The organism is Streptococcus pluranimalium, assembly GCF_002953735.1.
Taxonomy (GTDB): Bacteria; Bacillota; Bacilli; order Lactobacillales; family Streptococcaceae; genus Streptococcus; species Streptococcus pluranimalium.
The window spans coordinates 1,851,923-1,876,933 of sequence record NZ_CP025536.1 but is presented as its reverse complement, the minus strand read 5'-3'; the positions used below and the strand labels follow the sequence as shown (position 1 = coordinate 1,876,933).

Genomic DNA, 25,011 nt, shown 5'->3' with positions numbered 1-25,011 from the left:
ATTGTCCTGTTTTTAGAGTTTATCATTGTGATATATTTTCCAAGAAAGTAGCTATATCATGAATTTTGGTTCGATTTTATGGTTTTTTATTTGATATTCCTAGTGGAATATCTTTTTTTGTTTATAAGTATATTGTTGAGATTGAAACTGTTTTCTTATTATTTTACTGAGAGAGTGATATAATAACGTCATGTCTATTTTTAATCTTAATCATGTGTCTTATCAAGTAGCGGATAAGGCAATTTTATCTGATATCTCTTTATCGGTGGAAGATGGAGAGCGAGTGACCTTATCAGGTCCATCTGGAAGTGGTAAGAGTAGTCTATTGAAGCTTTTATCAAGCCTGATTTCCCCAGTTTCTGGAGATATTATCTTTGATGGCAAGTCTTTGGCAGATCTAGATCCTGTAAGCTATCGTCGTCAGGTGTCATATTGTTTTCAACAGCCTGTCTTGTTTGGTAAGACTGTCAGAGATAATATGCAGTTTCCTTTTGAGATTCGTCAACTTCCTTTCAATGAGGCTAAGGTAGTGGGGCAATTGGAACGTTTTGATTTATCTAGAGCTTATCTTGACCAAGAGGTCAAGGACCTATCTGGTGGTGAGAAGCAGCGTGTGGCTCTTGTGCGCAATTTGCTTTTTGAACCTAGGGTTTTGTTACTGGATGAGGTGACTGCTGGTTTAGATGGTGTTACTAAGCGCTTGGTTAACGGTGTTATTGCAGACTACCATACGGCCGGTCACACCATTATCGAAGTGACTCATGACAGTGAGGAAATTCAAGCAGCTAGTCGTCTGGTGACTATCGAGAAAGGAGTATTAGTCGGTGACAAACGTATCAGTTAGTAACTTATCTTTGGCTTTGGCTTTCGGCTTAGTGCTCTTAGCCATGGGCATCAGTGCTAAAGAAAAATTAGGCTTAGGGAAAGATGTGGCTATCGCCGTGGTACGAACGGTTGTACAGTTGGTACTTGTTGGTTTTGTATTGAAATATATTTTCCAAGTCAATAATATCTTTTTGACCTTTGCTATGGTTATGGTGATTATCTTTAATGCCAGTCGACAAGCCCATTCGCGCAATCCTAATAAGACCAAATATCTATGGCAGTCTTGGGTGGCGCTGTTGCTATCAACGATTATCACTTTGGGTATTCTGATTGCTTCGGGTGCCATCAAAGCTGTTCCTTCTCAGATTGTTCCTATTTCAGGGATGATTGCCAGCAACTCTATGGTTGCCATCGGACTCAGTTATCGTGCCATGCACAGTTTGTTCACGGATCAGCGCCAGCAAGTCTTGGAAAAGTTAGCCCTTGGATCGCCAGTTAAGATGGCTTCGCTATCTATTTTGCGTCAAGCGATTAAAACAGGTGTTCAGCCAACCATTGACTCTGCGAGAACAGTTGGTTTGGTTAGCCTACCAGGGATGATGTCTGGCTTGATTTTTGCAGGAGTAGACCCGGTTTACGCTATTAAATATCAAATTATGGTCATGTTTATGCTTTTAGCGGCTACAAGCTTGGGTTCTGTGATTGCTTCCTATTTTGCTTACAAAACCTACTTTAACGAGCAGATGCAGTTGGACTTCTAAGCGATTATTTGACTTTACAAAGACCAAGAAGACATGGTGAATAGCCGTGTTTTTTTGATGATTTTATGGTAGAATAATACAGATACCATGGTTTGTTGCAAAGCTGAGTTTGACGGATTTTCAGTTAGGTTGAGCTTTGTAAAAAACAAGGTATCTAACGTTCTATTAAAAGAGGTAAATACATGAGTAAACAGGTTTTTGAAACAACATTTGCTGGAAAACCTTTGGTGGTTGAAATTGGTCAAGTTGCCAAACAAGCCAACGGTGCTACAGTTGTCCGTTATGGTGATTCAACGGTCTTGACAGCTGCTGTTATGTCTAAGAAAATGGCTTCTGGTGACTTTTTCCCGCTTCAAGTTAACTACGAAGAAAAGATGTATGCTGCGGGCAAATTTCCAGGCGGATTCAATAAGCGTGAAGGTCGTCCATCAACGGATGCAACCCTAACAGCACGTCTCATTGACCGCCCTATTCGTCCGATGTTTGCAGAAGGCTTCCGTAACGAAGTTCAAGTGATTAACACCGTTCTTTCTTATGATGAAAATGCTAGTGCTCCAATGGCTGCTATGTTTGGTTCATCACTCGCTCTTGCTATTTCGGATATTCCATTCAAACGCCCTATTGCAGGGGTTCAAGTGGCTTATGTCGATGGCGAATTCATCATCAACCCTGATAAGGCGCAAAAAGAAGCTTCTGCCCTTGAGTTGACTGTTGCTGGTACCAAAGAAGCAATCAACATGGTTGAGTCTGGTGCCAAAGAATTATCAGAAGATATTATGTTGGAAGCTCTCTTGAAAGGTCATGAGGCTATCCAAGAATTGATCGCTTTCCAAGAAGAAATTGTCGCTGCTGTTGGTAAAGAAAAAGCAGATGTGGAACTACTACAAGTTGATCCAGAGCTCTTCAAAGAAATCAATGACAAGTACTACGATGATTTGGCGCGTGCGGTTCAAGTCGAAGAAAAATTAGCTCGTCAAGATGCAACACATGAAGTCCGTGAACAAGTCTTTGGTGAATACACGGCTCGTTATGCGGAAGATCCAGATTTCGAACGTATCTATCGTGATGTGACTGAAATCTTGGAGCAAATGGAGCACGCTGAAGTTCGCCGTCTCATTACAGAAGACAAGGTTCGTCCTGACGGCCGCCGTGTTGATGAGATTCGTCCTTTAGATGCAGAAATTGACTTCTTACCAAAAGTTCACGGTTCAGGTCTCTTTACACGTGGTCAGACACAAGCCCTCTCAGTCTTAACGCTTGCACCAATGGGGGAAACCCAAATTGTTGATGGTTTGGATCCAGAGTACAAAAAACGTTTCCTACACCACTATAATTTCCCACAATACTCTGTTGGGGAAACTGGTCGTTATGGAGCTGCGGGCCGTCGTGAAATTGGTCACGGTGCCCTCGGTGAGCGTGCTTTGGAACAAGTTCTTCCAAGCTTAGAAGAATTCCCATATGCCATCCGTTTGGTAGCAGAAGTTTTAGAATCAAACGGTTCGTCTTCTCAAGCCTCAATCACGGCTGGTACGCTTGCCCTTATGGCTGGTGGTGTCCCAATTAAAGCACCTGTTGCAGGGATTGCAATGGGACTTATCTCAGATGGGACAAACTATACTGTTCTCACAGATATCCAAGGTTTGGAAGACCACTTTGGTGACATGGACTTTAAGGTTGCTGGTACGCGTGATGGTATTACAGCTCTTCAGATGGATATCAAGATTGAAGGGATTACTCCACAAATCCTTGAAGAAGCTTTGGCGCAAGCTAAAAAAGCTCGATTTGAAATCCTTGATGTTATCGAAGAGGCTATTGCTGCACCGCGTCCATACTTGGCGCCAACAGCACCTAAGATTGACACCATCAAAATCGATGTGGATAAAATCAAAATTGTCATCGGTAAAGGTGGCGAAACCATTGATAAGATTATCGCTGAGACAGGTGTTAAGATTGATATCGATGAAGAGGGCAATGTGTCTATCTACTCTTCAGACCAAGATGCTATTGATAAAGCTAAGGACATCATTGCTGGTTTAGTGCGTGAAGCTAAGGTTGGTGAAATTTACCATGCTAAAGTTGTTCGTATCGAAAAATTCGGTGCCTTTGTTAATCTCTTTGATAAGACAGATGCCCTTGTTCACATTTCAGAAATTGCTTGGACACGTACAAATCGTGTTGAAGATGTGCTTGAAGTTGGTGAAGAAGTCGATGTCAAAATCATTAAAGTTGATGAAAAAGGTCGCGTTGATGCCTCTATGAAAGCTTTAGTACCACGTCCCAAACCTGTTGAAAAGCCTGAAGAAAAGCTTTCGGATAAAAAGGAAAATTAAGCATGGAAAGATTTAACATTGAGTTGGGTCTAGCCCTTCGTCAATTCATCGCAGAACCGGATAATTTTCTGCGAAGCATTGCTCTGGTCAATAGTATGCATATGTATCCTGTCCTTGCCAGTTCAGAACCCTATGCGATTGCCATTGATGGGCAAAAATTAACACCAGTATTTACTAGTACAGAAGATCTTGAAGTCTTCTGTCATGAGCATCCATCAGCATCAGGGCAAGACTGGATTGAACGCTCTGCCCTAGATGTGCTTGAAGAAGCTATTTTGCATCAGTTGACAGGTTTGATTTTTAATGTCAAACGTTCAGGAGATTTCAGTAATTCAACCATTTTTCAATCGAGTGAAATGATTCAGTTTGTTAATACCTTTACACAACTAATCAATGACATCATGAGTGATGAAAATCAAGCCGCTGACTTGTTAGAGAAAGTTTATTTGGTGCCAGTTTTTATCTATCCAAAAGAGGATGGCAGCCATGAGCGTCGTTTCCCAACCCTAGCAAACGAGTTGGAGCAGAGCTTTGTTCCTGTCTTTTCAAGTTTGCCACATTTTGCAGACTGGTATAACAACGAGGAGTTTGGCTTGCCTTTTAGAGAAATGGGAGGGTCAGTTTTCGTTTGGAAACTAGAAGAGATTCTTCAGAAAGATCGTCAAGAAGCTGGCGATACTTTAGGTGTTGTGGTCAATCCTTTGGCAGAACAACAGGCCATTGTTGAGTGGGCAGGAATCAATCAATAAGAATGAGATAGAAACAGGTGACACCTATTAGAGTGTTAGGATAAGTAGACAAAGAAAAGGAGGATGCATATGGGCTGGTGGCGAAAATCGATTGATATTGTAAAAGAATTAGACCCGGCGGCTCGTACGTCTTTGGAAGTTGTCCTTACTTATCCAGGGATTAAGGCGCTGGCTGCGCACCGTATTTCTCATTATTTATGGCAACGTGGTTTTAAATTAATCGCGCGGATGCATAGTCAGTTTTGGCGTTTTTGGACCAATATTGAAATTCATCCGGGAGCAGAAATTGCAGCGGGTGTCTTCATCGACCACGGTGCGGGCTTGGTTATTGGAGAAACGGCCATTGTCGAAGAAGGAGTCATGCTCTATCATGGGGTGACCTTGGGTGGTACTGGTAAGGATACTGGTAAGCGTCACCCAACGGTACGTCGAGGTGCCTTGGTATCTGCTCATTCTCAGGTTATTGGCCCTGTTGAAATAGGTGTAAACGCCAAGGTTGGTGCTGGAGCGGTTGTCGTCTCAGATGTCCCACCAGATGTTACCGTTGTAGGTGTTCCTGCCAAGGTTGTCCGGGTTCATGGTAAGAAGGATGAACTGGTCAATCATGCGGTTGAAGAAGACCGAAGGAGTCATTACTATGCTTCTAAATTGGAAGAGGCAAAAGATAGGAGTCACCAATCGTCACATCTCTAAGTGAAAAAAATAATGTCAAACTAATAGTAGATTATTGGGAGGGTTGATGAAAACATTTTTGAAAGGAAATGGCTTATTTTTGCTATGTGCTATCATTCTGATAGTTCTATTAGTACAAGTATTGATGAGGGAAACACCTGAGAAGGGGGATTAGTATCTCATCACGATATCTATACTAGGCATTTTATCTAGTATAGTGTTAATCTACCGTAGATGCTTCTTAGACAAAAAGAAATAAGTGATTGAAATTGGCGGTACCATAATCCGCAGGTTACGAGATTTGCTTTGTCTGAAAGAAACAAAGGATAGAAGTCACCAATCGTCTTATTAATAGAAAAATCCCTGAAATCGTTTGGTTGGTTTCAGGGATTTTGATATACTATAACAAATGTGAAAGGATAGGGTGTCAGAGTCTTCTTCGGGCTATTGTTTTTCCAATGATGAACTTTCACCCTAGGTGTTTGCTTATGCTTCTTGAAGAATTTGAGCCTGGACGTGCTGTCATTGAGCCTGAGAATCTGTCTCTGGAATCAGGGAAAGCAGATTTCATGGTTCGTGAAGTCTGTGATATATTGATTTATTCCTTTAATGGAGAAATTGTTGATATTATCCGTCAACATCCAGATGTATATGAAGGTGGCTTTATTAAGAGCTTGAATGGCAAACACCCCTGGTATATCTATGAAGAGGATGGTTTCAAAGTAGCTGTTATGTTGGCTTGCATTGGAGCCCCCATGGCAGTAGGGAATCTGGAAGAATTAAAGGTTGTCGGTTTTCGGCAGTTTATCGTTTTAGGCTCCTGTGGCGTACTGGATAAAAACATGGCAACAGATAAGATTATCCTGCCTCAGACAGCACTTCGTGATGAAGGGACTAGCTATCATTATGCTCCAGCTAGTGATGAGATTTCTTATGATGAGAGGTGCTTGGTTAAAATGGAAACTTCTTTGCGACAAGCAGGTATTGATTGTTTGAGAACTAAAGCCTGGACTACGGATGCTTTTTTTCGTGAAACAGCTGATAAGGTCAAACGTCGTATGCTTGCGGGTGCTAAAGTTGTTGATATGGAAGCTGCCTCAATCATGGCTTGGGCTCAATATCGTAAGGCTGATGTTTATCAGTTTTTCTATACAGCTGACTATGTCGACCATCTTAATGATGAGTGGGACCAGCGTCATGCGGAAAGAATCACAGATGTTATGGTATTTTTCGATATCGCTATGACGATTGCTAGAGAATTGTAAAGGAGAACTAGTCTTTCTGTTTGAGTCTAGTTTTGTGGTATAATAAAACGGTCTAGTAGCCTGCTTTATCCTATATTTGTTGACAAAAAGAGAATGAGTTCTGATTTTAGACCTAACGATGAGTGAGTAAAAATTAGGGCTGAGATAATGACTTTCTGAGATGATAGATTATAAAGGTTGAAAATGATGGAAAAAATTCTTATGCGTCTACAAATGCTACAAGTGATTTCAATTCTTTGTTTAGGCCTTGTTAGTATTGCTGTTGTAGTTGCTCTTGTTAAACAGAATTGGTGGTCAGCTATTCTGGGGCTGATAGCGGTAGCGATAATGATTGTTGTCTATATCATCAACCAACAGTCCTTGAAAGAACTGAAATATCAGATGACTAAACAGGCAACGCTTAGAAACGATGATGAAAGAGAATAACTATGATTAAAATTTATGATACGATGACTCGCAGTCTTCGTGACTTTGTACCTTTGCAAGAAGGTAAGGTCAAGATGTATGTCTGTGGTCCAACGGTTTATAACTATATCCATATCGGAAATGCCCGTTCAACGGTGGCTTTTGATACCATTCGTCGTTATTTTGAATACCGTGGTTATGAGGTTAACTATATCTCGAACTTTACGGATGTGGATGATAAAATCATCAAGGCTGCTAACGAAGCGGGGATTTCAACCAAAGAGCTTTCAGACAAGTTTATCGCTGCTTTCATGGAAGATACAGCTAAGTTGGGCGTCAAACCAGCCACTAAAAACCCTCGTGTCATTAACTATATGGATCAGATTATTGCCTTTGTGGAAACACTTGTGGAAAAAGGATTTGCCTACGAGTCACAAGGGGATGTCTACTTCCGTGTGGAAAAATCGGAGAACTATGCCAAATTAGCCAATAAAACCCTCGCTGATTTGGAAATTGGAGCTTCAGGTCGTACGGATGAGGAAACAGCTCGTAAGGAAAATCCTGTCGACTTTGCTCTCTGGAAATCTGCCAAAGATGGAGAGGTTTCGTGGGATAGTCCTTGGGGTTATGGCCGTCCAGGTTGGCATATCGAGTGCTCGGTGATGGCGACGGAAATCCTCGGTGATACCATTGATATCCACGGTGGTGGTGCTGACTTAGAATTCCCCCACCATACCAATGAGATTGCCCAGTCTGAAGCTAAAACAGGTCGTACTTTTGCCAACTACTGGATGCACAATGGTTTTGTCAATGTGGATAACGAAAAAATGTCCAAGTCACTAGGTAATTTTGTGACGGTCCATGATATGTTAGAAACAGTTGATGGTCAAGTTCTCCGTTTCTTCTTGGCAACTCAGCAGTATCGTAAGCCTGTCAACTTCACTGAAAAGGCCATTCATGATGCTGAAATCAATCTCAAGTATTTGAAAAATGCTTATCAACAACCCGTTCAAGAAACTGTGGATAGTGATGACTTTGATAGTTTCAAATCACAGTTTGTAGCGGCTATGGATGATGATTTCAACACGGCTAATGGGATTACAGTTCTTTTTGATTTAGCAAAATGGATTAATTCTGGTCATTATACTGCTATCATCAAGGAAGAATTTGCAGCTATGTTGGCAGTCTTTGGGATTGTTTTTCAAGATCAAGAAGAGGTACTTGATACGGCTATCGAAGCTTTGATCGAAGAACGCCAGGAAGCGCGTGCTAATAAAGACTTTGCACGAGCAGATGCTATTCGTGATCAGTTGGCTGAGCAAGGTATCAAACTGCTCGATACCAAAGATGGAGTGAGGTGGACACGTGACTGATAAGAGTCAAGTAGATGTGAATCTCATCAATGGTATTGCTCTTGCTTTTGAAGGGGATGCGGTTTACTCCTATTATATTCGTCGCCATCTGATTTTTACAGGTCAGACTAAGCCTAATCAGCTGCACCGCTTAGCTACTAAATATGTGTCAGCTAGGGCACAGGCAAGCCTTATCACAGCTATGTTAGAAGCGCAGCTTTTGACCGAAAAAGAGGAAGATATTTATCGTCGGGGGCGCAACACCAACAGTCACACCAAGGCAAAAAATGCGGATGTTGTGACTTATCGCATGTCGACTGGTTTTGAGGCTGTTATGGGGTATTTGGATATGACTGGTCAAACGGAGCGCCTAGAAAAGCTAGTCGCCTGGTGTATTGATTGGGTAGAACAAGAAGCTAAATAAATGTAAAGTCAGGTTTCCTGGCTTTTTTTCGTATGTTCAATCTAGGGTGAGTTGTTTGGTCTGACAGCTGCTCTAAAAAATGATATGATTTGATTATCAAATTATTTAGAGAGGGTAATCATGTCTTATTTCAATAATTTTATGCTAGCTAATCAAGCCTATGTTGCCTTACACGGGGAAGAGCACCTACCGATTAGGCCTAAGACGAAGGTTGCTATTGTTACTTGTATGGATTCTCGCCTTCATGTCGCGCAAGCTTTAGGTTTGGCACTTGGAGATGCACATATTCTCCGTAATGCAGGTGGACGTGTGACGGATGATATGATTCGCTCTCTTGTTATTTCTCAGCAGCAGCTTGGAACAAGAGAAATCGTAGTGCTCCACCATACTGATTGTGGTGCGCAGACTTTTACCAATCCAGAATTTCATGAGCAGTTGCAGCACGATTTGGGGGTTGATGTATCAGATAAAGATTTTTTGCCCTTTGCAGATATTGAAGAAAGTGTCCGTGAGGATATGCAACTGTTAAAAGATTCTCCTCTAATCCCAGAAGACGTTATTATCAACGGTGCTGTCTATGATGTGGATACTGGTCGAATGACAGAGGTAAAATGAGAGAGTTATTGAAGCTAGGTTGAGAGACCTAGTTTTTTCTGTGCTTACCAATACTGTAATGATGGTTTGGGTTCAAACTGCTGGAGACTTGTTTTACCATGTTGGAAATCATTCTCAAGACTGATGTTATCGATTTCATATCCTGTCATAATAAGGATAATGGAGGATGAAAAAATGACAGATCAACGAATGGCTTATCATATTGATAGTAACATGCAGTTTCCTCTGGTGGAAATTGCTCTAGAGGCTGGCGAATCAGTCTATTTGCAACAGGGTAGTATGGTTTACCATACACCGGGTGTTCAGTTAAATACTCGTCTGAATGGACGGGGAGAAGGCCTTGGAAGAATGTTGGGAGCTCTTGGTCGATCCATGACTTCTGGCGAATCTTTTTTCATTACCCAAGCCATTTCGACAGAAAATGATGGTAGGTTGGCCTTGGCTCCTTCCATGCCTGGACAAGTGATTGCTTTGGATTTAGGTCAAAAGCAATATCGCCTTAATGATGGTGCTTTTTTGGCTTTGGATGGCTCCGCACAATACCGTATGGAGCGACAATCAGTCGGTCGTGCCTTCTTTGGTGGACAAGGTGGTCTTTTTGTCATGACGACAGAAGGTCAGGGAACACTCCTAGCAAATACTTTTGGTTCCGTTAAAAAGTTGGAGCTTCATGGTGATAGCATTACTATTGACAATGCTCATGTTGTTGCCTGGAGTGATAGTCTGGATTATGATATTCATTTGGAAAATGGCTTTTTACAATCGATTGGTACGGGTGAGGGTGTCGTTAATACTTTCAGAGGCTATGGGGAGATTTACGTCCAAAGTCTGAATATTGAAACCTTCTCCAAAGTTATTGGAGGGCATCTCATTACTGGTGGCAAGGGAAATGGTGGCAAAATAGATAGTGTTTTGGATTTGTTTTAATCAGAAATGATGGGTTGAGAGAAGTCTTTCGACCCTTTTTGTTCTGTCGATAAGTATCTGAACAGCTTGCTAATTAAGAGGGTCTTGTATAATATCAATTTGTTACAAAACTCCTCGCCATTTCTTTAGCTGACAAAGCCGACTTATGCTATAATAGTATAGATTGGCAAGGAAGAGTATTTGCCCAAAGCTATTGATTACAATAATACAGGAGACAGACATGTCAAACGATATTCGTGTGCGTTACGCACCAAGTCCAACGGGTCTTTTACATATCGGTAATGCCCGTACCGCACTATTCAACTACCTCTACGCTCGTCACCATGGAGGAACTTTCATTATCCGTATTGAAGACACTGACCGTAAACGTCACGTTGAAGATGGTGAACGCAGTCAGCTTGAAAACTTACGTTGGTTAGGGATGGATTGGGATGAAAGTCCTGAAACACATGACAACTACCGTCAGTCTGAACGCTTAGAGCTTTACCAAAAGTATATTCAACAATTACTTGATGAAGGCAAAGCCTATAAATCATACGTGACAGAAGAAGAATTAGCTGCGGAACGTGAACGTCAAGAAGCAGCTGGTGAAACACCTCGTTACATCAACGAATTCTTGGGCATGTCTGAAGATGAAAAAGTGGCTTATATCGCAGAACGCGAAGCAGCAGGTATCATTCCAACGGTGCGCTTGGCAGTCAATGAGACAGCTATCTACAAATGGACAGATATGGTCAAAGGTGATATCGAGTTTGAAGGTGGCAACATCGGTGGTGACTGGGTTATCCAGAAAAAAGATGGCTTCCCAACTTACAATTTTGCTGTCGTTGTGGATGACCATGACATGCAGATTTCTCATGTCATTCGTGGAGATGACCACATCGCTAATACCCCTAAACAACTCATGGTTTATGAAGCCCTTGGTTGGGAAGCGCCAGAATTTGGTCATATGACCCTTATCATCAATTCTGAAACGGGTAAAAAACTCTCAAAACGTGATACCAATACCCTTCAATTTATCGAAGATTACCGTCGTAAAGGTTACTTACCAGAAGCTGTTTTTAACTTTATCGCTCTCCTTGGTTGGAACCCTGGTGGAGAAGATGAAATCTTCTCACGTGATGAGTTGATCAAGCTCTTTGATGAAAATCGTCTCAGCAAGTCTCCAGCTGCCTTCGATCAGAAGAAATTGGATTGGATGAGCAACGACTACATCAAGAATGCAGATTTTGACAAGGTCTTTGAACTTTGCAAACCATTCCTTGAAGAAGCTGGTCGTTTGACTGATAAGGCTGAAAAATTGGTGGAACTCTATAAACCACAAATGACAGCTGCTGATGAGATTGTCCCATTGACAGACTTATTCTTCTCAGACTTCCCAGAATTAACGGATGCTGAGAAAGAAGTCATGGCTGGTGAGACAGTTCCGACAGTCCTTGAAGCCTTCAAAGCGAAATTAGAAGCTATGTCAGACGACGATTTCCAACCAGAAAATATATTCCCGCAGATTAAGGCTGTTCAAAAAGAAACGGGCATTAAAGGGAAAAATCTCTTTATGCCGATTCGTATCGCCGTTTCCGGTGAAATGCATGGTCCAGAATTGCCAAACACCATTTTCCTACTGGGACGTGAAAAATCAATTGAACATCTTAATAATATGTTACAAAGTCTTTAATAGCAGAAGAAGAGCGGGACTTACCTGACTCTTCTTTTCTATGTTTCTTGTGTATGACAAAAAACCATCATAAAGAATAGAATATTTAGAAGGAGGATGGATGGAAAGCGTTGGGTTATACATTTACTGCTTTGCTTTTTCTGTAATCTGGTTGATATATCAAGATATCACGCAGAAAAAATTGAAAGGTGTTTATTTTCTCGTTACTCTTTTATTATCTATCGTTTTTGCCCTCTTATTTCCTTTGAATCCTTTTTTACCACTTTTTCTAGCCTTTTTCAGCTTATCTCTACTGGCGAATTCCGCAAAGACACTTTGTAGACACTTTTTTTACAGTGCTTTCCCTGTTATCTTTGTTGATCTTTTTGTCAGAACGGTTACCTTTTTCATTTACCCAAAATTGTTTCAATATGATATCGTTCAAAAGCCGTTTTCTGCCTGGGAGATAGTGTTTGCTCTACTACTAGTCTTACCGACTAATAGGGTTTTAAAGAGGCTATTTAGGATTGATTACCCAGCTATTTTGCAAATGCCAGACAAACGTATTCAGAGCTATATTTATAGCATGAATGGCTTCTTTATTCTGTATTATCTTGTTTATTATGGCATCTTCTTTAACGTAAAATCGAGTGTCGCTAACTATCACCAGCTAACCCTGTTGGCTTTCATTATGCTTTTAATTTATATGTTGACTTTACTTAATCGACAAGCTCAACTAAGTTATCAATTAGAAGTGGAAAAAGAGCAAAGTCAATATCTGGAAAATTTGGAACATTATAGTCAGCATCTTGAAGCTATTTATGAAAATATTCGAGCTTTTAAGCATGACTATGACAATATCTTGATTAGCTTGAAAGATTGTATGTATAATGGAAACCTAGGAGATATCAAAACGGTATATGAAGACGTTTTAAAAAAGTCTCGTGATAACATGGAACATGATGATTATTTACTTTATCAATTAATCCCCTTGAAGGATAATAACCTTAAAATGATGTTAATTCGTGATTTGTTAGATATCAAGAACCAAGGGATCCATGTGTCAGCCTCTATTTGTGAGATAACAGCACATTCTTTAAACTTGCAAAAAGATTTTGTGCTTGTGATTCATCTCTTACTAGGATTGGCTAGTAAACTAACGAAAGCTAGTCCTAAGCCTTGGTTAAAGTTAAGAATCACTCAGAATGAAAGTAGTTTTGAAGTGAGTGTTTCTTATGCGACGTCAATGGAACGTCTAGAAACAAGCTGTCTTTGCTTTGCGACTCAAACATTGAATGATGCTCTTGATGTCAAAGAGATGCAGACGCTTCAAGCTATTTTCCAAGCGCATCCACATTGTCAGCTGCTTTTTGAAAGTGGATTTTACAAATCTAAAGAGACCCTTATTATTGAAAAAGTAAGGGAGGAAGTCGTATGAGTATTGTAGCATTTAAAGATTTACTAGTTTATGTGATTATTTGGTATATGTACTGGTTGATTTTCTCACATACTAGCGGCATTACGATTTCTAAAAGACTATTTGTCCCTTTGTCAATCTTATTATTAGGCGTTGTTTATCATTATCAGCTTCTGGGGTATTCGTTAAGTGTTCTCCTTTTCTGTGGCATCTATTATTTTTACTATCCTAGAGAGCATCTTTCCAAGTATCTTTTTTATAGTTTCTTCCCAGTTGTGACAGTTGATATCTTTTCGAGAATGATGGCTTTATATGTCATCTCTCCGTTATTAGATCTGACGCCAGAGGCTTTAAACAACAATACCATGCTTTTATCTATTAGTTATGGAGCGGTTTTTCCTATTTATTATTTTTTGAATAAAATTTTAGATTTGGATTTCCAGAGAATTCAAAATGGAAAGACGGCTCGTAAACGATTCTTGGCTAGGATTTTTAACCTTCTTTTAGTGACTTATCACATTATGTTAGCGAGCACTACAATCATCAGAATCATATCACCTAAATTGGATGGTTCATTTTTTGAACCTCTATTGACGATGGCGGATGGTATTTGGCTGTATCGTCAACAATTGGTGTTTGTATTTGTTGTGTTTTATTTTTGGTTGCTATCTGAGATTAATCATGAAACAAAAATAGAGATGGATCGAAAACTAAAGAAAGCACAAGCTGATAAAATTAAGGCTTTAGAAGATTATAATCAACAAATCGAATGGTTATATAATGATATTCAACAATTTAAAGATGAGTTTGATAGAACCTTTGAAGAACTCCGTGTCTTGATTGATCAGGGAGATGTAAAGGCTATTAGCGATGCTTATGGTAGGATGATTGCTGGAAGGCAAGTCGCTATTGATCAATCGCAGTATGAGTTGGGGCGACTGGTCAATCTTAAAGTATCCCCGATAAAGAGCATACTATCTGCTAAGATGATTGAGGCGCAAAGTCAAAATATAGAAGCTTTTTTAGAAATTCCTGATGTGATAACGGACATTTATATGGGGGCTCTTGATCTGGTTATTATTTTATCTGTCTTTTTAGACAATGCCATTGAAGCTGCAAGAGAAGCGAAGAGACCTCATGTTAGTGTTGCTTTTTTTGAGAGAGAAGACAGTCAGTTATTGATTGTAGAAAATAGCGTTACCAAAAATAGTGTTGATATCTCAAAAATATTTCATGCCGGATATTCAACAAAAGGACCAAATAGAGGGATTGGTTTATCAAATGTTCAACGTATTTTAGAAAATTATCCGCAAACCATGCTATCAACAAAAACAGGACAGCATAGTTTTACTCAAATCCTAGAAATGAGACAAGAATCATGAACATCTTTATTTTAGAAGATAACCTTTACCAAAAAGAGCGTTTGTTAGCAACGATCAAAGATATCTTAAAAGAAGAAAATCTTGCCTGTCGCCATTTAGAAGCCTATAGCAAGGCTTCAAATTTACTTGACAATATTAAAGAAAGAGGGAGTCACCAGTTATTTTTCTTTGATATTGAAATTAAGGATGAAGCAAGAAAAGGGCTGGAAGTAGCTTCTGAATTGAGGCAAGTAGATCCTAATGCTGTTATTGTGTTTGTCACAACGCATTCAGAATTTGCGCCAATCAGTTTTAAATATAAAGTAGCTGCCTATGACTTTATTGATAAGGCGCTGGATCCTGAAGATTTTAAAGAGCAGGTGCGTGATTGTATTCTTTATACATCAAGTCTTTCAGGAGGCATTCAAAGTGAAGTATCTTACTTTGATTATAAATCCTCTAAAGCTCAAATTAAGGTTCCTTTACATGATATTCTTTATTTTGAAACCTCTCAAACAGCCCATAAACTTATCTTGAGAACTAAGACAGAGCGTCTAGAATTTTATGCTAAGATCTCCGATGTTGAACAAATGAGCGACAAGTTTTACCAGTGTCACCGTTCATTTTTGATTAATCTAGATAATATCAGTCGTGTTGATAAATCCTCTCAACTGGTTTATTTTGATAATGGAGAAACCTGCTTAGTCTCTCGATTGAAAATGAAAACTTTACTCACAAAATGGGAAAATAACATTTCGTGAGTAAAAAACGACATTTCACGACTTATGACTGGTTAACTAAACTGATTATGGTAGACTAATAAGTGTAAAGGCGAGGAACTCTCTTAAACATATTGACTGTTCGATACATCTCAATAATCTCCACCCTCGCCTTCCTAATTTAATCTCCTTTCTAGTTTCAAATCTCCTATTAGTAAGCTAGAAATTGAAAACCTACCATTCTTGGTAGGTTTTTTTGACATGTAAAGTAGTTTTGAAGTCACCAACCCCACTGAAATATGAATGACTGATGTCAGAGGAGAGAGTAAACCATTGTTTTGATGGCAAGAGATATTGTAGAAGACTAGGCTTTAGAATGGTGTTGTTTTATAGCCTGACCCCAATAGGAGACCAACGATAGAGTGTATCATCATTCAGGGATTTTTGGAAGCTAGCTACTGATAGAGAGTTTTTATGGGCATTGACATGCTATCTGGATCGCTAAATCTAGGAGTACCTCTCCCATTTTATACTAATCTTATGATATAATATAGATTAGAATGGAGGTTATCATGACAGAAACGAAATTGTATATTGCTAGACACGGAAAGACTATGTTTAATACAATTGGTCGCGCTCAAGGGTGGTCGGATACTCCTTTGACTGCTTTTGGTGAAGAAGGCATCAGAGAACTCGGTATTGGTTTGAAAGAAGCTGGTATTCCTTTCAAAGCAGCTTTTTCAAGTGATTCTGGTCGTACGATGCAGACCATGGAAATTATCCTTCGTGAAACTGAAAATGAAAGCCTTCCTTATAAACGGGACAAACGCATTCGTGAATGGTGTTTTGGTAGTCTAGATGGTGGATATGACGGCGATCTTTTCCAGGGAGTTCTTCCAAGAACGGTTGCTTTTGCGGATGGCCGTTCCCTAGACGAAATGCCTTACCCAGATATTGCTCAAAGTATTGTAGAAGTTGATACTGCTAACTGGGCAGAGCCATGGGAAGTTTTAAGTAAACGTATTTATGATGGCTTTGAAGCGATGGCACAAGAAATCGAAGCCCAAGGTGGCGGTAATGCTATTGTTGTTAGTCACGGTATGACAATTGGTACTTTCATGTGGTTGATTGACAACAATCAAGAAAAACAACGTATTGAAAATGGCAGTATTTCAGTCGTGACTTATAAAGATGGCAAATTTAAGATTGAAACAGTAGCGGATTTATCTTACCGTGAAAAGGGAAGAGAGATTATCGACGCGAATGAGAAGTAAGTTAGGAAAACAGTCCCTGGTCATTTTGGGATTTGCTTTTTTGGTCTTGGTAGGAGTCTTATTTTGGTACAGAAGTCAAGGGGTATCCCATCGATCAGCTGGAAAAACAGTCATCAAACCTACTAAGCAAGTTTCTGAAAAAAATCATACTTCAAAGGAAAGATCACAATCATCTGATTTACCCAAGGTATCACCGAATGATTGGGGTTTAATCTTGGTTAACCGTGAACACCTGACGCCAGAGCTAAACCCCGAGTTGGAGGCAGTCGATAATATCACAGTGGATAAACGGATTGCTGAAAATGTTAGGGATTTTCTAAAGGCTGCTCAAGAAGTTGACCCGGCTTTCCATTTGATTTCTGGTTACCGAAGTGTAGCCTATCAGAAAGAATTATTCCAATCCTACATAGACCAAGAAAAGGCTGCTAATCCTAGTTTGAGTGAAGAAGAAGCTGAGAAATTAGTCAAAACCTACTCTCAACCGGGTGGAGCCAGTGAACATCAAACTGGATTGGCTATTGATCTAAGTACTGTGGATGCTTTAAATCAGGCAGATAAATCTACTATGTCAGAAATTCATCAAATGGCACCTGACTATGGTTTTGTACTTCGCTTTCCTGATGGAAAGACGGATTTCACAGGAGTAGGTTATGAAGATTGGCATTTTAGATATGTTGGTAAAGCGTCAGCGCGTTATATGACCGATCATGGTTTAACTTTAGAAGAATATACTGAGCAGTTGGAGGAGAGAGAGTGAGACGACGGTTTAAATTTTCATTTTTTATTGGTCTTGCAATTGCTTTTATATTGATTGGTATCTTACCATTAGCTTTGAACTACGGAAGTTTATCAGCTGAGAAAAAAGTGGCTACAGGCTTGGATAATGATCGCTTTATTGAAAAAATTGCTCCTGATGTGCAAGAGTTATCAACTTATTATGGGATTAGACCGTCAGTTTTGATTGCCCAAGCAGCTTATGACTCTAATTTTGGTCAGAATTTACTAGCTGCCAAGTATAATAATTTATTTGCTATCCCTGCCAAACCAGGCGAGGATAGTATCCGTTTAAGTAACATGGAACGTAACGAGGGTAATATTAGCGAGGTCGAAAGAGACTATGCTATTTACCCATCTTGGAATCATGCTTTGGAGATTTATTTAGCAGGCTTAAAAGATGGTAGTCTAGCCAATAAAAATTTATATAAGATCCTAGCAACCGCTTCTAGCATTAGTGTTGCAGCCCAAGCTTTTTACCGCTACGATTACACTCAAGATGATGATTATGCCAATCAACTTGAACGTATCATTAAAGAATATGATTTAGAAAAATATGATAAACAGATTGATTAGCACTCATGGATAAAGAGTGCTAATTTTTTGAGTTTTTCGCTTGACTTACGCTAGGAGAGGTGTATAATTAGAAACATAAATTAGCATTCATGGATAAAGAGTGCTAAGGCGTGGAGGGAGGTTCTATGATTACACCTAGACAAAACGATATCTTAAATTTAATCATTGATATGTTTACCCAAACGCATGAGCCTATTGGCTCCAAAGCTTTGCAAACTGCTATAGATTCTAGTTCAGCAACCATTCGTAATGAAATGGCTAAACTGGAAAAACTTGGATTTTTGGAAAAGGCTCACACTTCAAGTGGTCGTTTACCGAGTAAAGCTGGTTTCCAGTATTTTGTTCAAAACTCATTGGCATTAGATAGTATTGATGAGCAAGATGTTTATCAGGTCATTAAGGCTTTTGATTATGAAGCTTTTCGTCTTGAGGATATCTTTGCAACGGCCAGTCAACTGTTAGCAGATTTGACAGGTTACACATCTGTCATCTTGGATGTTGAGCCGAAGCATCAACGCTTGACCAATTTTGAGTTAGTGCAGCTGTCCAATCATGACGCCTTAGCTGTCATGATGCTAGATGATTCTAAGCCAGTGACAGTTCAGTTCGCTATTCCCAAGAATTTCTTGTCCAAGGATTTGGAAACCTTGAAAAACCTGGTTAACGAACGTTTCCTTGGTAAAGCAGTCTTGGATATTCACTATAAATTATTGACAGAAGTGCCTCAGGTTATTCACAAGTATTTTACGATTACGGATAACATTTTGGATCTGTTTGATTATATTTTCCAAGGGCTGTTCCGTGAAACTATCCTGATTTCAGGTAAGGTCAATGCTCTAACTTATGCAGATCTGCCGACGTATCAGTTTCTGGATAATGAGGCCAAGGTTGCTATGGAAATGCGTAGCAGTTTATCTGAGAAAGAGCCGACCACTATCCAAGTGGCAGATAGTAGGGAACCCGCTCTTGCTAATCTAACCGTCATTAGACATCAGTTCTTGATTCCTTATCGAGGCTTCGCACTCTTGAGTGTGATTGGACCTGTTGAAATGGATTACCGACGGATGATTAGTCTGATTAATGTAGTCAGCCGAGTTCTAGCCTTGAAGTTAGCTGACTACTATCGTTATTTAAGTGGTAATCACTACGAAGTGAATTAAAGTATAAATAGAAGAGGTGACAAAGTGTCAGAAGATATTAAAAATGAAGAAGTCGTTGATGAAACGATTGATAATGAAACAGTCACTGAAGAAATTGTTGACGAAACCGTTGAGTCAGAAGAGGCTCCTGAAAAATCAGAATTAGACTTAGCCAATGAACGTGCTGACGAGTTTGAAAACAAATACCTTCGTGCTCACGCAGAGATGCAAAACATCCAACGCCGCGCCAACGAAGAACGTCAAAGTTTGCAACGTTACCGTTCACAAGACTTGGCTAAAAAAATCTTGCCAAGTTTAGATAACTTGGAACGTGCCCTTGCTGTTGAAGGGTTGACAGAAGATGTTAAAAAAGGACTTGAAATGACGCGTGATAGCCTCATCCAAGCCCTTAAAGAAGAAGGTGTTGAAGAAGTTGACGTTGAAAGCTTCGACCACAACCTTCACATGGCAGTTCAAACCCTTCCAGCAGATGACGACCACCCAGCAGATACGATTGCAGAAGTCTTCCAAAAAGGCTACACATTGCATGACCGTCTCTTGAGACCAGCAATGGTGGTAGTTTACAACTAACTAAATAACAGTTCGTAAATTGTCCGAAATGACAATAAACTATGAAAATTGATAAAAAAATCTCCTTTATAGCGTCAGCAATGAAGCGAACGAAGTGAGCCTTACCGATACTCTTCGCCGTAGTAACTATGAAACGCCGTAGGCGGTTACTAGCATCCGCACTACTTAAGAAGAGTATCACAAAGAAAAGCAAATAAAAAAAGAGGAAAAAACATATGTCTAAAATTATCGGTATTGACTTAGGTACAACTAACTCAGCTGTTGCAGTTCTTGAAGGAACAGAAAGTAAAATTATTGCTAACCCAGAAGGTAACCGTACAACACCATCAGTAGTGTCATTCAAAAACGGTGAAATCATTGTTGGTGATGCAGCTAAACGCCAAGCAGTAACAAACCCAGAAACAATCATTTCTATCAAATCAAAAATGGGAACTTCTGAAAAAGTTGCTGCCAACGGTAAAGAATACACACCACAAGAAATCTCAGCAATGATTCTTCAATACCTTAAAGGTTACGCTGAAGATTACCTTGGTGAAAAAGTTGAAAAAGCAGTTATCACTGTTCCAGCTTACTTCAACGATGCGCAACGTCAAGCTACAAAAGACGCTGGTAAAATTGCTGGTCTTGAAGTAGAACGTATTGTCAACGAACCAACAGCAGCTGCTCTTGCTTACGGTCTTGATAAACAAGACAAAGACGAAAAAATCTTGGTATTTGACCTTGGTGGTGGTACTTTTGACGTATCAATCCTTGAACTCGGTGATGGTGTCTTTGACGTTCTTGCAACTGCTGGTGATAACAAACTTGGTGGTGATGACTTTGACCAAAAAATCATCGACTTCTTGGTTGAAGAATTCAAAAAAGAAAATGGTATTGACCTTTCATCAGACAAAATGGCACTTCAACGTTTGAAAGATGCAGCTGAAAAAGCTAAAAAAGACCTTTCAGGTGTGACACAAACTCAAATCAGCTTGCCATTTATCACAGCTGGTGAAGCAGGACCTCTTCACTTAGAAGTATCATTGTCACGTGCTAAATTCGATGACCTCACTCGCGACCTTGTAGAACGTACTAAAACACCAGTTCGCCAAGCTCTTTCAGATGCTGGATTATCTCTTTCAGAAATCGACGAAGTTATCCTTGTTGGTGGTTCAACGCGTATCCCAGCAGTTGTTGAAGCTGTTAAAGCTGAAACTGGTAAAGAACCAAACAAATCAGTTAACCCTGATGAAGTAGTTGCTATGGGTGCTGCCATCCAAGGTGGTGTGATTACTGGTGATGTTAAAGACGTTGTCCTTCTTGACGTTACACCATTGTCACTTGGTATTGAAACAATGGGTGCCGTCTTTACAAAATTGATTGACCGTAACACAACAATTCCAACATCTAAATCACAAGTCTTCTCAACAGCAGCAGATAACCAACCAGCCGTTGATATCCACGTTCTTCAAGGTGAACGCCCAATGGCAGCAGATAACAAAACACTTGGACGTTTCCAATTGACTGATATCCCTGCAGCTCCTCGTGGAATCCCTCAAATCGAAGTAACCTTTGATATTGATAAAAATGGTATCGTATCTGTTAAAGCTAAAGACCTTGGTACTCAAAAAGAGCAACACATCGTTATCAAATCAAACGACGGACTTTCTGAAGAAGAAATTGATCGCATGATGAAAGATGCTGAAGCAAACGCTGAAGCTGATGCCAAACGTAAAGAAGAAGTTGACCTTAAAAACGAAGTTGACCAAGCTATCTTTGCAACTGAAAAAACAATCAAAGAAACTGAAGGTAAAGGCTTTGACGCTGAACGTGATCAAGCACAATCAGCCCTTGATGAATTGAAAGCTGCGCAAGAATCAGGTAACCTTGAGGACATGAAAGCAAAACTTGAAGCTCTCAACGAAAAAGCACAAGCTCTTGCAGTTAAAATGTATGAACAAGCAGCCGCAGCACAACAAGCAGCTGGAGGCGCAGAAGGTGCAGAAGCAGCAGGAAATACAGGCGATGACGTCGTAGACGGAGAGTTTACGGAGAAGTAAAAACGTTCAGTGAACGTTTTTAGCCCACGAGCTGAAAAATATCGCTTTGAAAATCTCACGTCGTAAATGATGTTGACAATAAAGTACAAACTCAGAGGTTGCAACCCAGCCTCTGTTTTTGGCTAAGGAGGTCGTTATGAAGAAGGTTGCTTGCTTGTTATACCCGAATTATTCCCTCTATGAAATAACTACTTTGACTAGCACTTTAGTTTTACACTATGGAGTAAAAATAGATTATATCGCTTCGAAAAATCAAGTTGTTGTTTCAGAGGACGGTCTGGACACACTTCCTACAAAATTGATAGATGATGTTAATTTAGATGATTATTCTTGTATCATTTTACCAGGAATGATTGATTTTAAAGAAGCACTTTATGATGATAGACTGATTACTTTTTTAAAGACTTTAAAAAATAGCTCCCTATTGATAGCAGCTATTTCCTCGGCGCCGCTGCTATTAGCAAAAGCAGGGTTGTTAGAAGACGTTTGTTACACTGGTGGTATTTGGCAAAACTTTTTCAATTATTTTGATTTTCTAAAAATAGATAATTTTAAAGCTCATCCGGTGACAAAGGATAAGAATATTGTCACTGCCATTGGTTTCGCCCACCAAGAGTTTGCAAGGGTTGTTTTAGAGGAATTACATCTAGTTAGTGATGCTTCTGGATTTTTTAGGGAAAAAGACTCCTATCAAAAATCAGACATCATATTTACATTATCAGAAATTGAATTCGCTGAATTTAAGGAAGACTTTGAAAAAAATGTTTAATGTCACAGAAGGGAATGTAAGTGTTCTTGATTGAATATGACTTTTAGAAGTATTTTATTCACAAATGAATTGAAAAGATCGCGCTTACGACTCTTTGAAAAAAGAGAAATACCTCTTAGATATGTAAAGTATCTGCATCGGATTTCCTATTTTTCTTTGAGATGAAATTACAGAAAGGAATACAAGTTCGTTTATTCGAACACAGGCTAAAAACCTAGTGAAAAAGATAAACTTCCTAGTGTGTTTCACACATGGTGGTAGTTTCCTGTTTTCATACGGTTTTCTTAACGCCCTTTGTATCTTAATTATGAACAATACTGAATTCTATGATCGTCTGGGGGTTTCTAAAGATGCCTCTCAGGACGAGATTAAAAAAGCTTATCGTAAGATGTCTAAAAAGTATCACCCAGACATCAACAAGGAAGCTGGCGCTGAACAAAAATATAAGGATGTTCAGGAAGCTTACGAAACCTTAAGTGATAGCCAAAAACGGGCAGCCTATGACCAATACGGTGCAGCAGGCGCACAAGGTGGTTTCGGCGGCGGTGCTGGTGGCTTTGGTGGCTTCGATGGCGGTGGCTTCGGCGGTTTCGAAGACATCTTCTCAAGTTTCTTTGGTGGCGGTGGTGCTAGTCGAAATCCTAATGCACCTCGACAAGGTGATGATCTTCAATACCGTGTTAACCTCAAGTTTGAAGAAGCCATTTTTGGTGCTGAAAAAGAGGTTACCTATAGTCGTGAAGCGACTTGCCATACTTGTGGTGGTAATGGTGCTAAACCTGGTAGCCACCCTGTCACTTGTGGTCGCTGTCATGGACAAGGTGTCATCAATGTTGATACCCAAACACCACTTGGTATGATGCGTCGCCAAGTAACCTGTGATGTCTGTCATGGAACAGGTCAAGAAATTAAAGACCCATGTACAACTTGTCACGGAACGGGTCATGAAAAAGAAAATCATAAGGTTGATGTCAAAATTCCAGCCGGCGTTGAGACTGGTCAACAAATCCGTCTCCAGGGTCAAGGAGAAGCAGGTCATAATGGTGGTCCTTATGGTGATCTTTTCGTTATCATCAATGTCATGAAGAGCGATAAATTTGAACGTGAAGGAGCAACCATTTACTACAATATGAATGTCAGCTTTGTTCAAGCTGCGCTCGGTGATGTGGTTGATATTCCAACCGTACATGGTGACGTCGAATTGACCATCCCAGCCGGAACCCAAACTGGTAAGACCTTCCGTTTGAAAGGAAAAGGGGCTCCTCGTCTTCGTGGTAACGGGCAAGGTGATCAACACGTGACCATCAATATCGTGACGCCAACGAAACTTAACGACGCTCAAAAAGAGGCGCTTCGTGCCTTTGCTGAAGCAGGTGGCGAAAAAGTTCACCCCCAAAAGAAAAAAGGTTTCTTTGACAAGGTCAAAGATGCTATTGAAGAATTTTAATAGTTGATAAAAAACATCTCGAACGTTAGTGAAAGCACTAATAGTCGAGATGTTTTTGTTGTCTAACCTTGCAATCTTAGAGAATTGTGTTAAACTATTTTAAACTTTTCTAAGGAGCCTCGCCTATGTTACTTGAAGAATTTGATACCAATTCCCATGCAATTATCAATCCGGAGATGGTCAATGAGCCAATCGAAGCTTTTCCTGAGACAGTAGTGACTTGCTTCGCCAGAGGGACCTTTGGGAGGATTTTAAAGGAGCTACCTCATAAGCATTTGGTGACAACGAGTGTCGCTAATCTGGATATCCCCATTTACGAGATAGACTTTGACGGTCACAAAATTGGTTTTTTCAATTCTTATGTTGGTGCTGCTGGTTGTGTTGCCGTTCTCGAAGATTTAATTGTGATGGGCATGAAAAACTTAGTCGTCTTTGGCACCTGCGGTGTTCTTGATAGTAGTATTGCAGAGACGTCTATTATCATTCCAAGGGCTGCACTGCGTGATGAGGGAACTAGTTTTCATTATGCATCTCCTAGCGATGAGATTGCGGTTAACCAGGATTTTCATGAAGATTTTAAGGCATTTTTAGACCGTCAAAATGTTTCTTATACCGAAGGAAAGGTCTGGACGACTGATGGGATTTACCGAGAAACAGCTGATAAGATGGCAAGGCGTAAACGCCAAGGAGCTATTTGTGTCGATATGGAATGCTCTGCCATCGCAGCTTTAGCTGATTTCCGAGACATCAACCACTTCCAATTTTTCTATTCAGCGGATAATCTGGATGCGGAAGTTTGGGATGAGCGAACGCTCGGTAATGACGCCGACCTAGAGACAAAAGATAGGATTGCCTATATCGCTTTAGGCTTTGCGATCGAACAATTTAAATAAATAATCCACGTTTAACTGGAGATGATGCAGTGA

General features: G+C 40.0%; 24 protein-coding genes. All 24 read left to right on the top strand.

Translation table 11 applies throughout. From position 1 onward, the window contains the following. Positions 1-190 precede the first annotated feature (190 nt). The 24 genes from C0J00_RS09525 (at position 191) to C0J00_RS09410 (ending at position 24,978) form a co-directional block, all read left to right on the top strand. The gene (locus C0J00_RS09525; RefSeq protein WP_104968629.1) at positions 191-844 is read left to right on the top strand and encodes an ABC transporter ATP-binding protein; all 654 of its coding nucleotides are present in this window, start codon (positions 191-193) and stop codon (positions 842-844) included. Continuing rightward, complete coding sequence (locus C0J00_RS09520; RefSeq protein WP_104968628.1) at positions 825-1,586, top strand: ABC transporter permease; 762 nt, start codon at positions 825-827, stop codon at positions 1,584-1,586. Before C0J00_RS09525 ends, C0J00_RS09520 begins: the two co-directional genes overlap by 20 nt. A gap of 182 nt (positions 1,587-1,768) precedes the next feature. Then, positions 1,769-3,916, top strand: a complete 2,148-nt coding sequence (gene pnp / locus C0J00_RS09515) for a polyribonucleotide nucleotidyltransferase (protein WP_104968627.1) — start codon at positions 1,769-1,771, stop codon at positions 3,914-3,916. A gap of 2 nt (positions 3,917-3,918) precedes the next feature. Next, entirely contained in the window at positions 3,919-4,665 is a 747-nt protein-coding gene (locus tag C0J00_RS09510) for an SseB family protein (protein ID WP_104968626.1), read from the top strand. 69 nt (positions 4,666-4,734) lie between these two features. Further along, entirely contained in the window at positions 4,735-5,358 is a 624-nt protein-coding gene (gene cysE / locus C0J00_RS09505; protein ID WP_104968625.1) for a serine O-acetyltransferase, read from the top strand. 467 nt (positions 5,359-5,825) lie between these two features. After that, a complete protein-coding gene (locus C0J00_RS09500; RefSeq protein ID WP_104968624.1) occupies positions 5,826-6,602 on the top strand; it encodes a nucleoside phosphorylase in 777 nt (258 codons plus the stop codon). Between the two features lie 186 nt (positions 6,603-6,788). Then, a complete protein-coding gene (locus C0J00_RS09495) occupies positions 6,789-7,028 on the top strand; it encodes a hypothetical protein (RefSeq protein WP_104968623.1) in 240 nt (79 codons plus the stop codon). Between the two features lie 2 nt (positions 7,029-7,030). Beyond that, a complete protein-coding gene (gene cysS, locus C0J00_RS09490; protein WP_104968622.1) occupies positions 7,031-8,380 on the top strand; it encodes a cysteine--tRNA ligase in 1,350 nt (449 codons plus the stop codon). Further along, entirely contained in the window at positions 8,373-8,783 is a 411-nt protein-coding gene (locus C0J00_RS09485) for a Mini-ribonuclease 3 (RefSeq protein ID WP_104968621.1), read from the top strand. The genes cysS and C0J00_RS09485 overlap by 8 nt, the downstream gene beginning before the upstream one ends. A gap of 120 nt (positions 8,784-8,903) precedes the next feature. After that, the gene (locus C0J00_RS09480; RefSeq protein WP_104968620.1) at positions 8,904-9,398 is read left to right on the top strand and encodes a beta-class carbonic anhydrase; all 495 of its coding nucleotides are present in this window, start codon (positions 8,904-8,906) and stop codon (positions 9,396-9,398) included. A gap of 174 nt (positions 9,399-9,572) precedes the next feature. After that, positions 9,573-10,325: a TIGR00266 family protein gene (locus C0J00_RS09475; protein ID WP_104968878.1), complete on the top strand. Its 753-nt coding sequence runs from the start codon at positions 9,573-9,575 to the stop codon at positions 10,323-10,325. A 220-nt stretch (positions 10,326-10,545) separates the two neighbouring features. Continuing rightward, positions 10,546-12,000: a glutamate--tRNA ligase gene (gltX, locus tag C0J00_RS09470; RefSeq protein ID WP_104968619.1), complete on the top strand. Its 1,455-nt coding sequence runs from the start codon at positions 10,546-10,548 to the stop codon at positions 11,998-12,000. Between the two features lie 100 nt (positions 12,001-12,100). Next, on the top strand, positions 12,101-13,417 hold the full coding sequence (locus C0J00_RS09465; protein WP_104968618.1) for a hypothetical protein: 1,317 nt from the start codon (positions 12,101-12,103) through the stop codon (positions 13,415-13,417). Beyond that, positions 13,414-14,778: a GHKL domain-containing protein gene (locus C0J00_RS09460; RefSeq protein WP_104968617.1), complete on the top strand. Its 1,365-nt coding sequence runs from the start codon at positions 13,414-13,416 to the stop codon at positions 14,776-14,778. Before C0J00_RS09465 ends, C0J00_RS09460 begins: the two co-directional genes overlap by 4 nt. Next, complete coding sequence (locus C0J00_RS09455; protein WP_104968616.1) at positions 14,775-15,518, top strand: response regulator transcription factor; 744 nt, start codon at positions 14,775-14,777, stop codon at positions 15,516-15,518. Before C0J00_RS09460 ends, C0J00_RS09455 begins: the two co-directional genes overlap by 4 nt. Positions 15,519-16,048: 530 nt before the next feature. After that, positions 16,049-16,750, top strand: coding sequence for a histidine phosphatase family protein (locus C0J00_RS09450; protein WP_104968615.1), 702 nt, complete (start codon positions 16,049-16,051; stop codon positions 16,748-16,750). Further along, positions 16,740-17,507, top strand: coding sequence for a M15 family metallopeptidase (locus C0J00_RS09445; protein ID WP_104968614.1), 768 nt, complete (start codon positions 16,740-16,742; stop codon positions 17,505-17,507). Before C0J00_RS09450 ends, C0J00_RS09445 begins: the two co-directional genes overlap by 11 nt. Further along, entirely contained in the window at positions 17,504-18,100 is a 597-nt protein-coding gene (locus tag C0J00_RS09440) for a glucosaminidase domain-containing protein (protein ID WP_104968613.1), read from the top strand. Before C0J00_RS09445 ends, C0J00_RS09440 begins: the two co-directional genes overlap by 4 nt. Before the next feature lie 125 nt (positions 18,101-18,225). Further along, entirely contained in the window at positions 18,226-19,260 is a 1,035-nt protein-coding gene (gene hrcA / locus C0J00_RS09435) for a heat-inducible transcriptional repressor HrcA (protein ID WP_104968612.1), read from the top strand. 24 nt (positions 19,261-19,284) lie between these two features. Further along, positions 19,285-19,830 carry a nucleotide exchange factor GrpE gene (gene grpE / locus C0J00_RS09430; RefSeq protein WP_104968611.1) on the top strand — a complete coding sequence of 182 codons (546 nt, stop codon included), beginning with the start codon at positions 19,285-19,287 and terminating at the stop codon, positions 19,828-19,830. Positions 19,831-20,045: 215 nt separating this feature from the next. After that, positions 20,046-21,869, top strand: coding sequence for a molecular chaperone DnaK (dnaK, locus tag C0J00_RS09425; RefSeq protein WP_104968610.1), 1,824 nt, complete (start codon positions 20,046-20,048; stop codon positions 21,867-21,869). Positions 21,870-22,005: 136 nt separating this feature from the next. Next, positions 22,006-22,638: a DJ-1/PfpI family protein gene (locus C0J00_RS09420; RefSeq protein WP_104968609.1), complete on the top strand. Its 633-nt coding sequence runs from the start codon at positions 22,006-22,008 to the stop codon at positions 22,636-22,638. A gap of 307 nt (positions 22,639-22,945) precedes the next feature. Then, positions 22,946-24,085: a molecular chaperone DnaJ gene (dnaJ, locus tag C0J00_RS09415; protein WP_104968608.1), complete on the top strand. Its 1,140-nt coding sequence runs from the start codon at positions 22,946-22,948 to the stop codon at positions 24,083-24,085. 125 nt (positions 24,086-24,210) lie between these two features. After that, the gene (locus C0J00_RS09410; protein ID WP_104968607.1) at positions 24,211-24,978 is read left to right on the top strand and encodes a nucleoside phosphorylase; all 768 of its coding nucleotides are present in this window, start codon (positions 24,211-24,213) and stop codon (positions 24,976-24,978) included. Positions 24,979-25,011 lie beyond the last annotated feature (33 nt).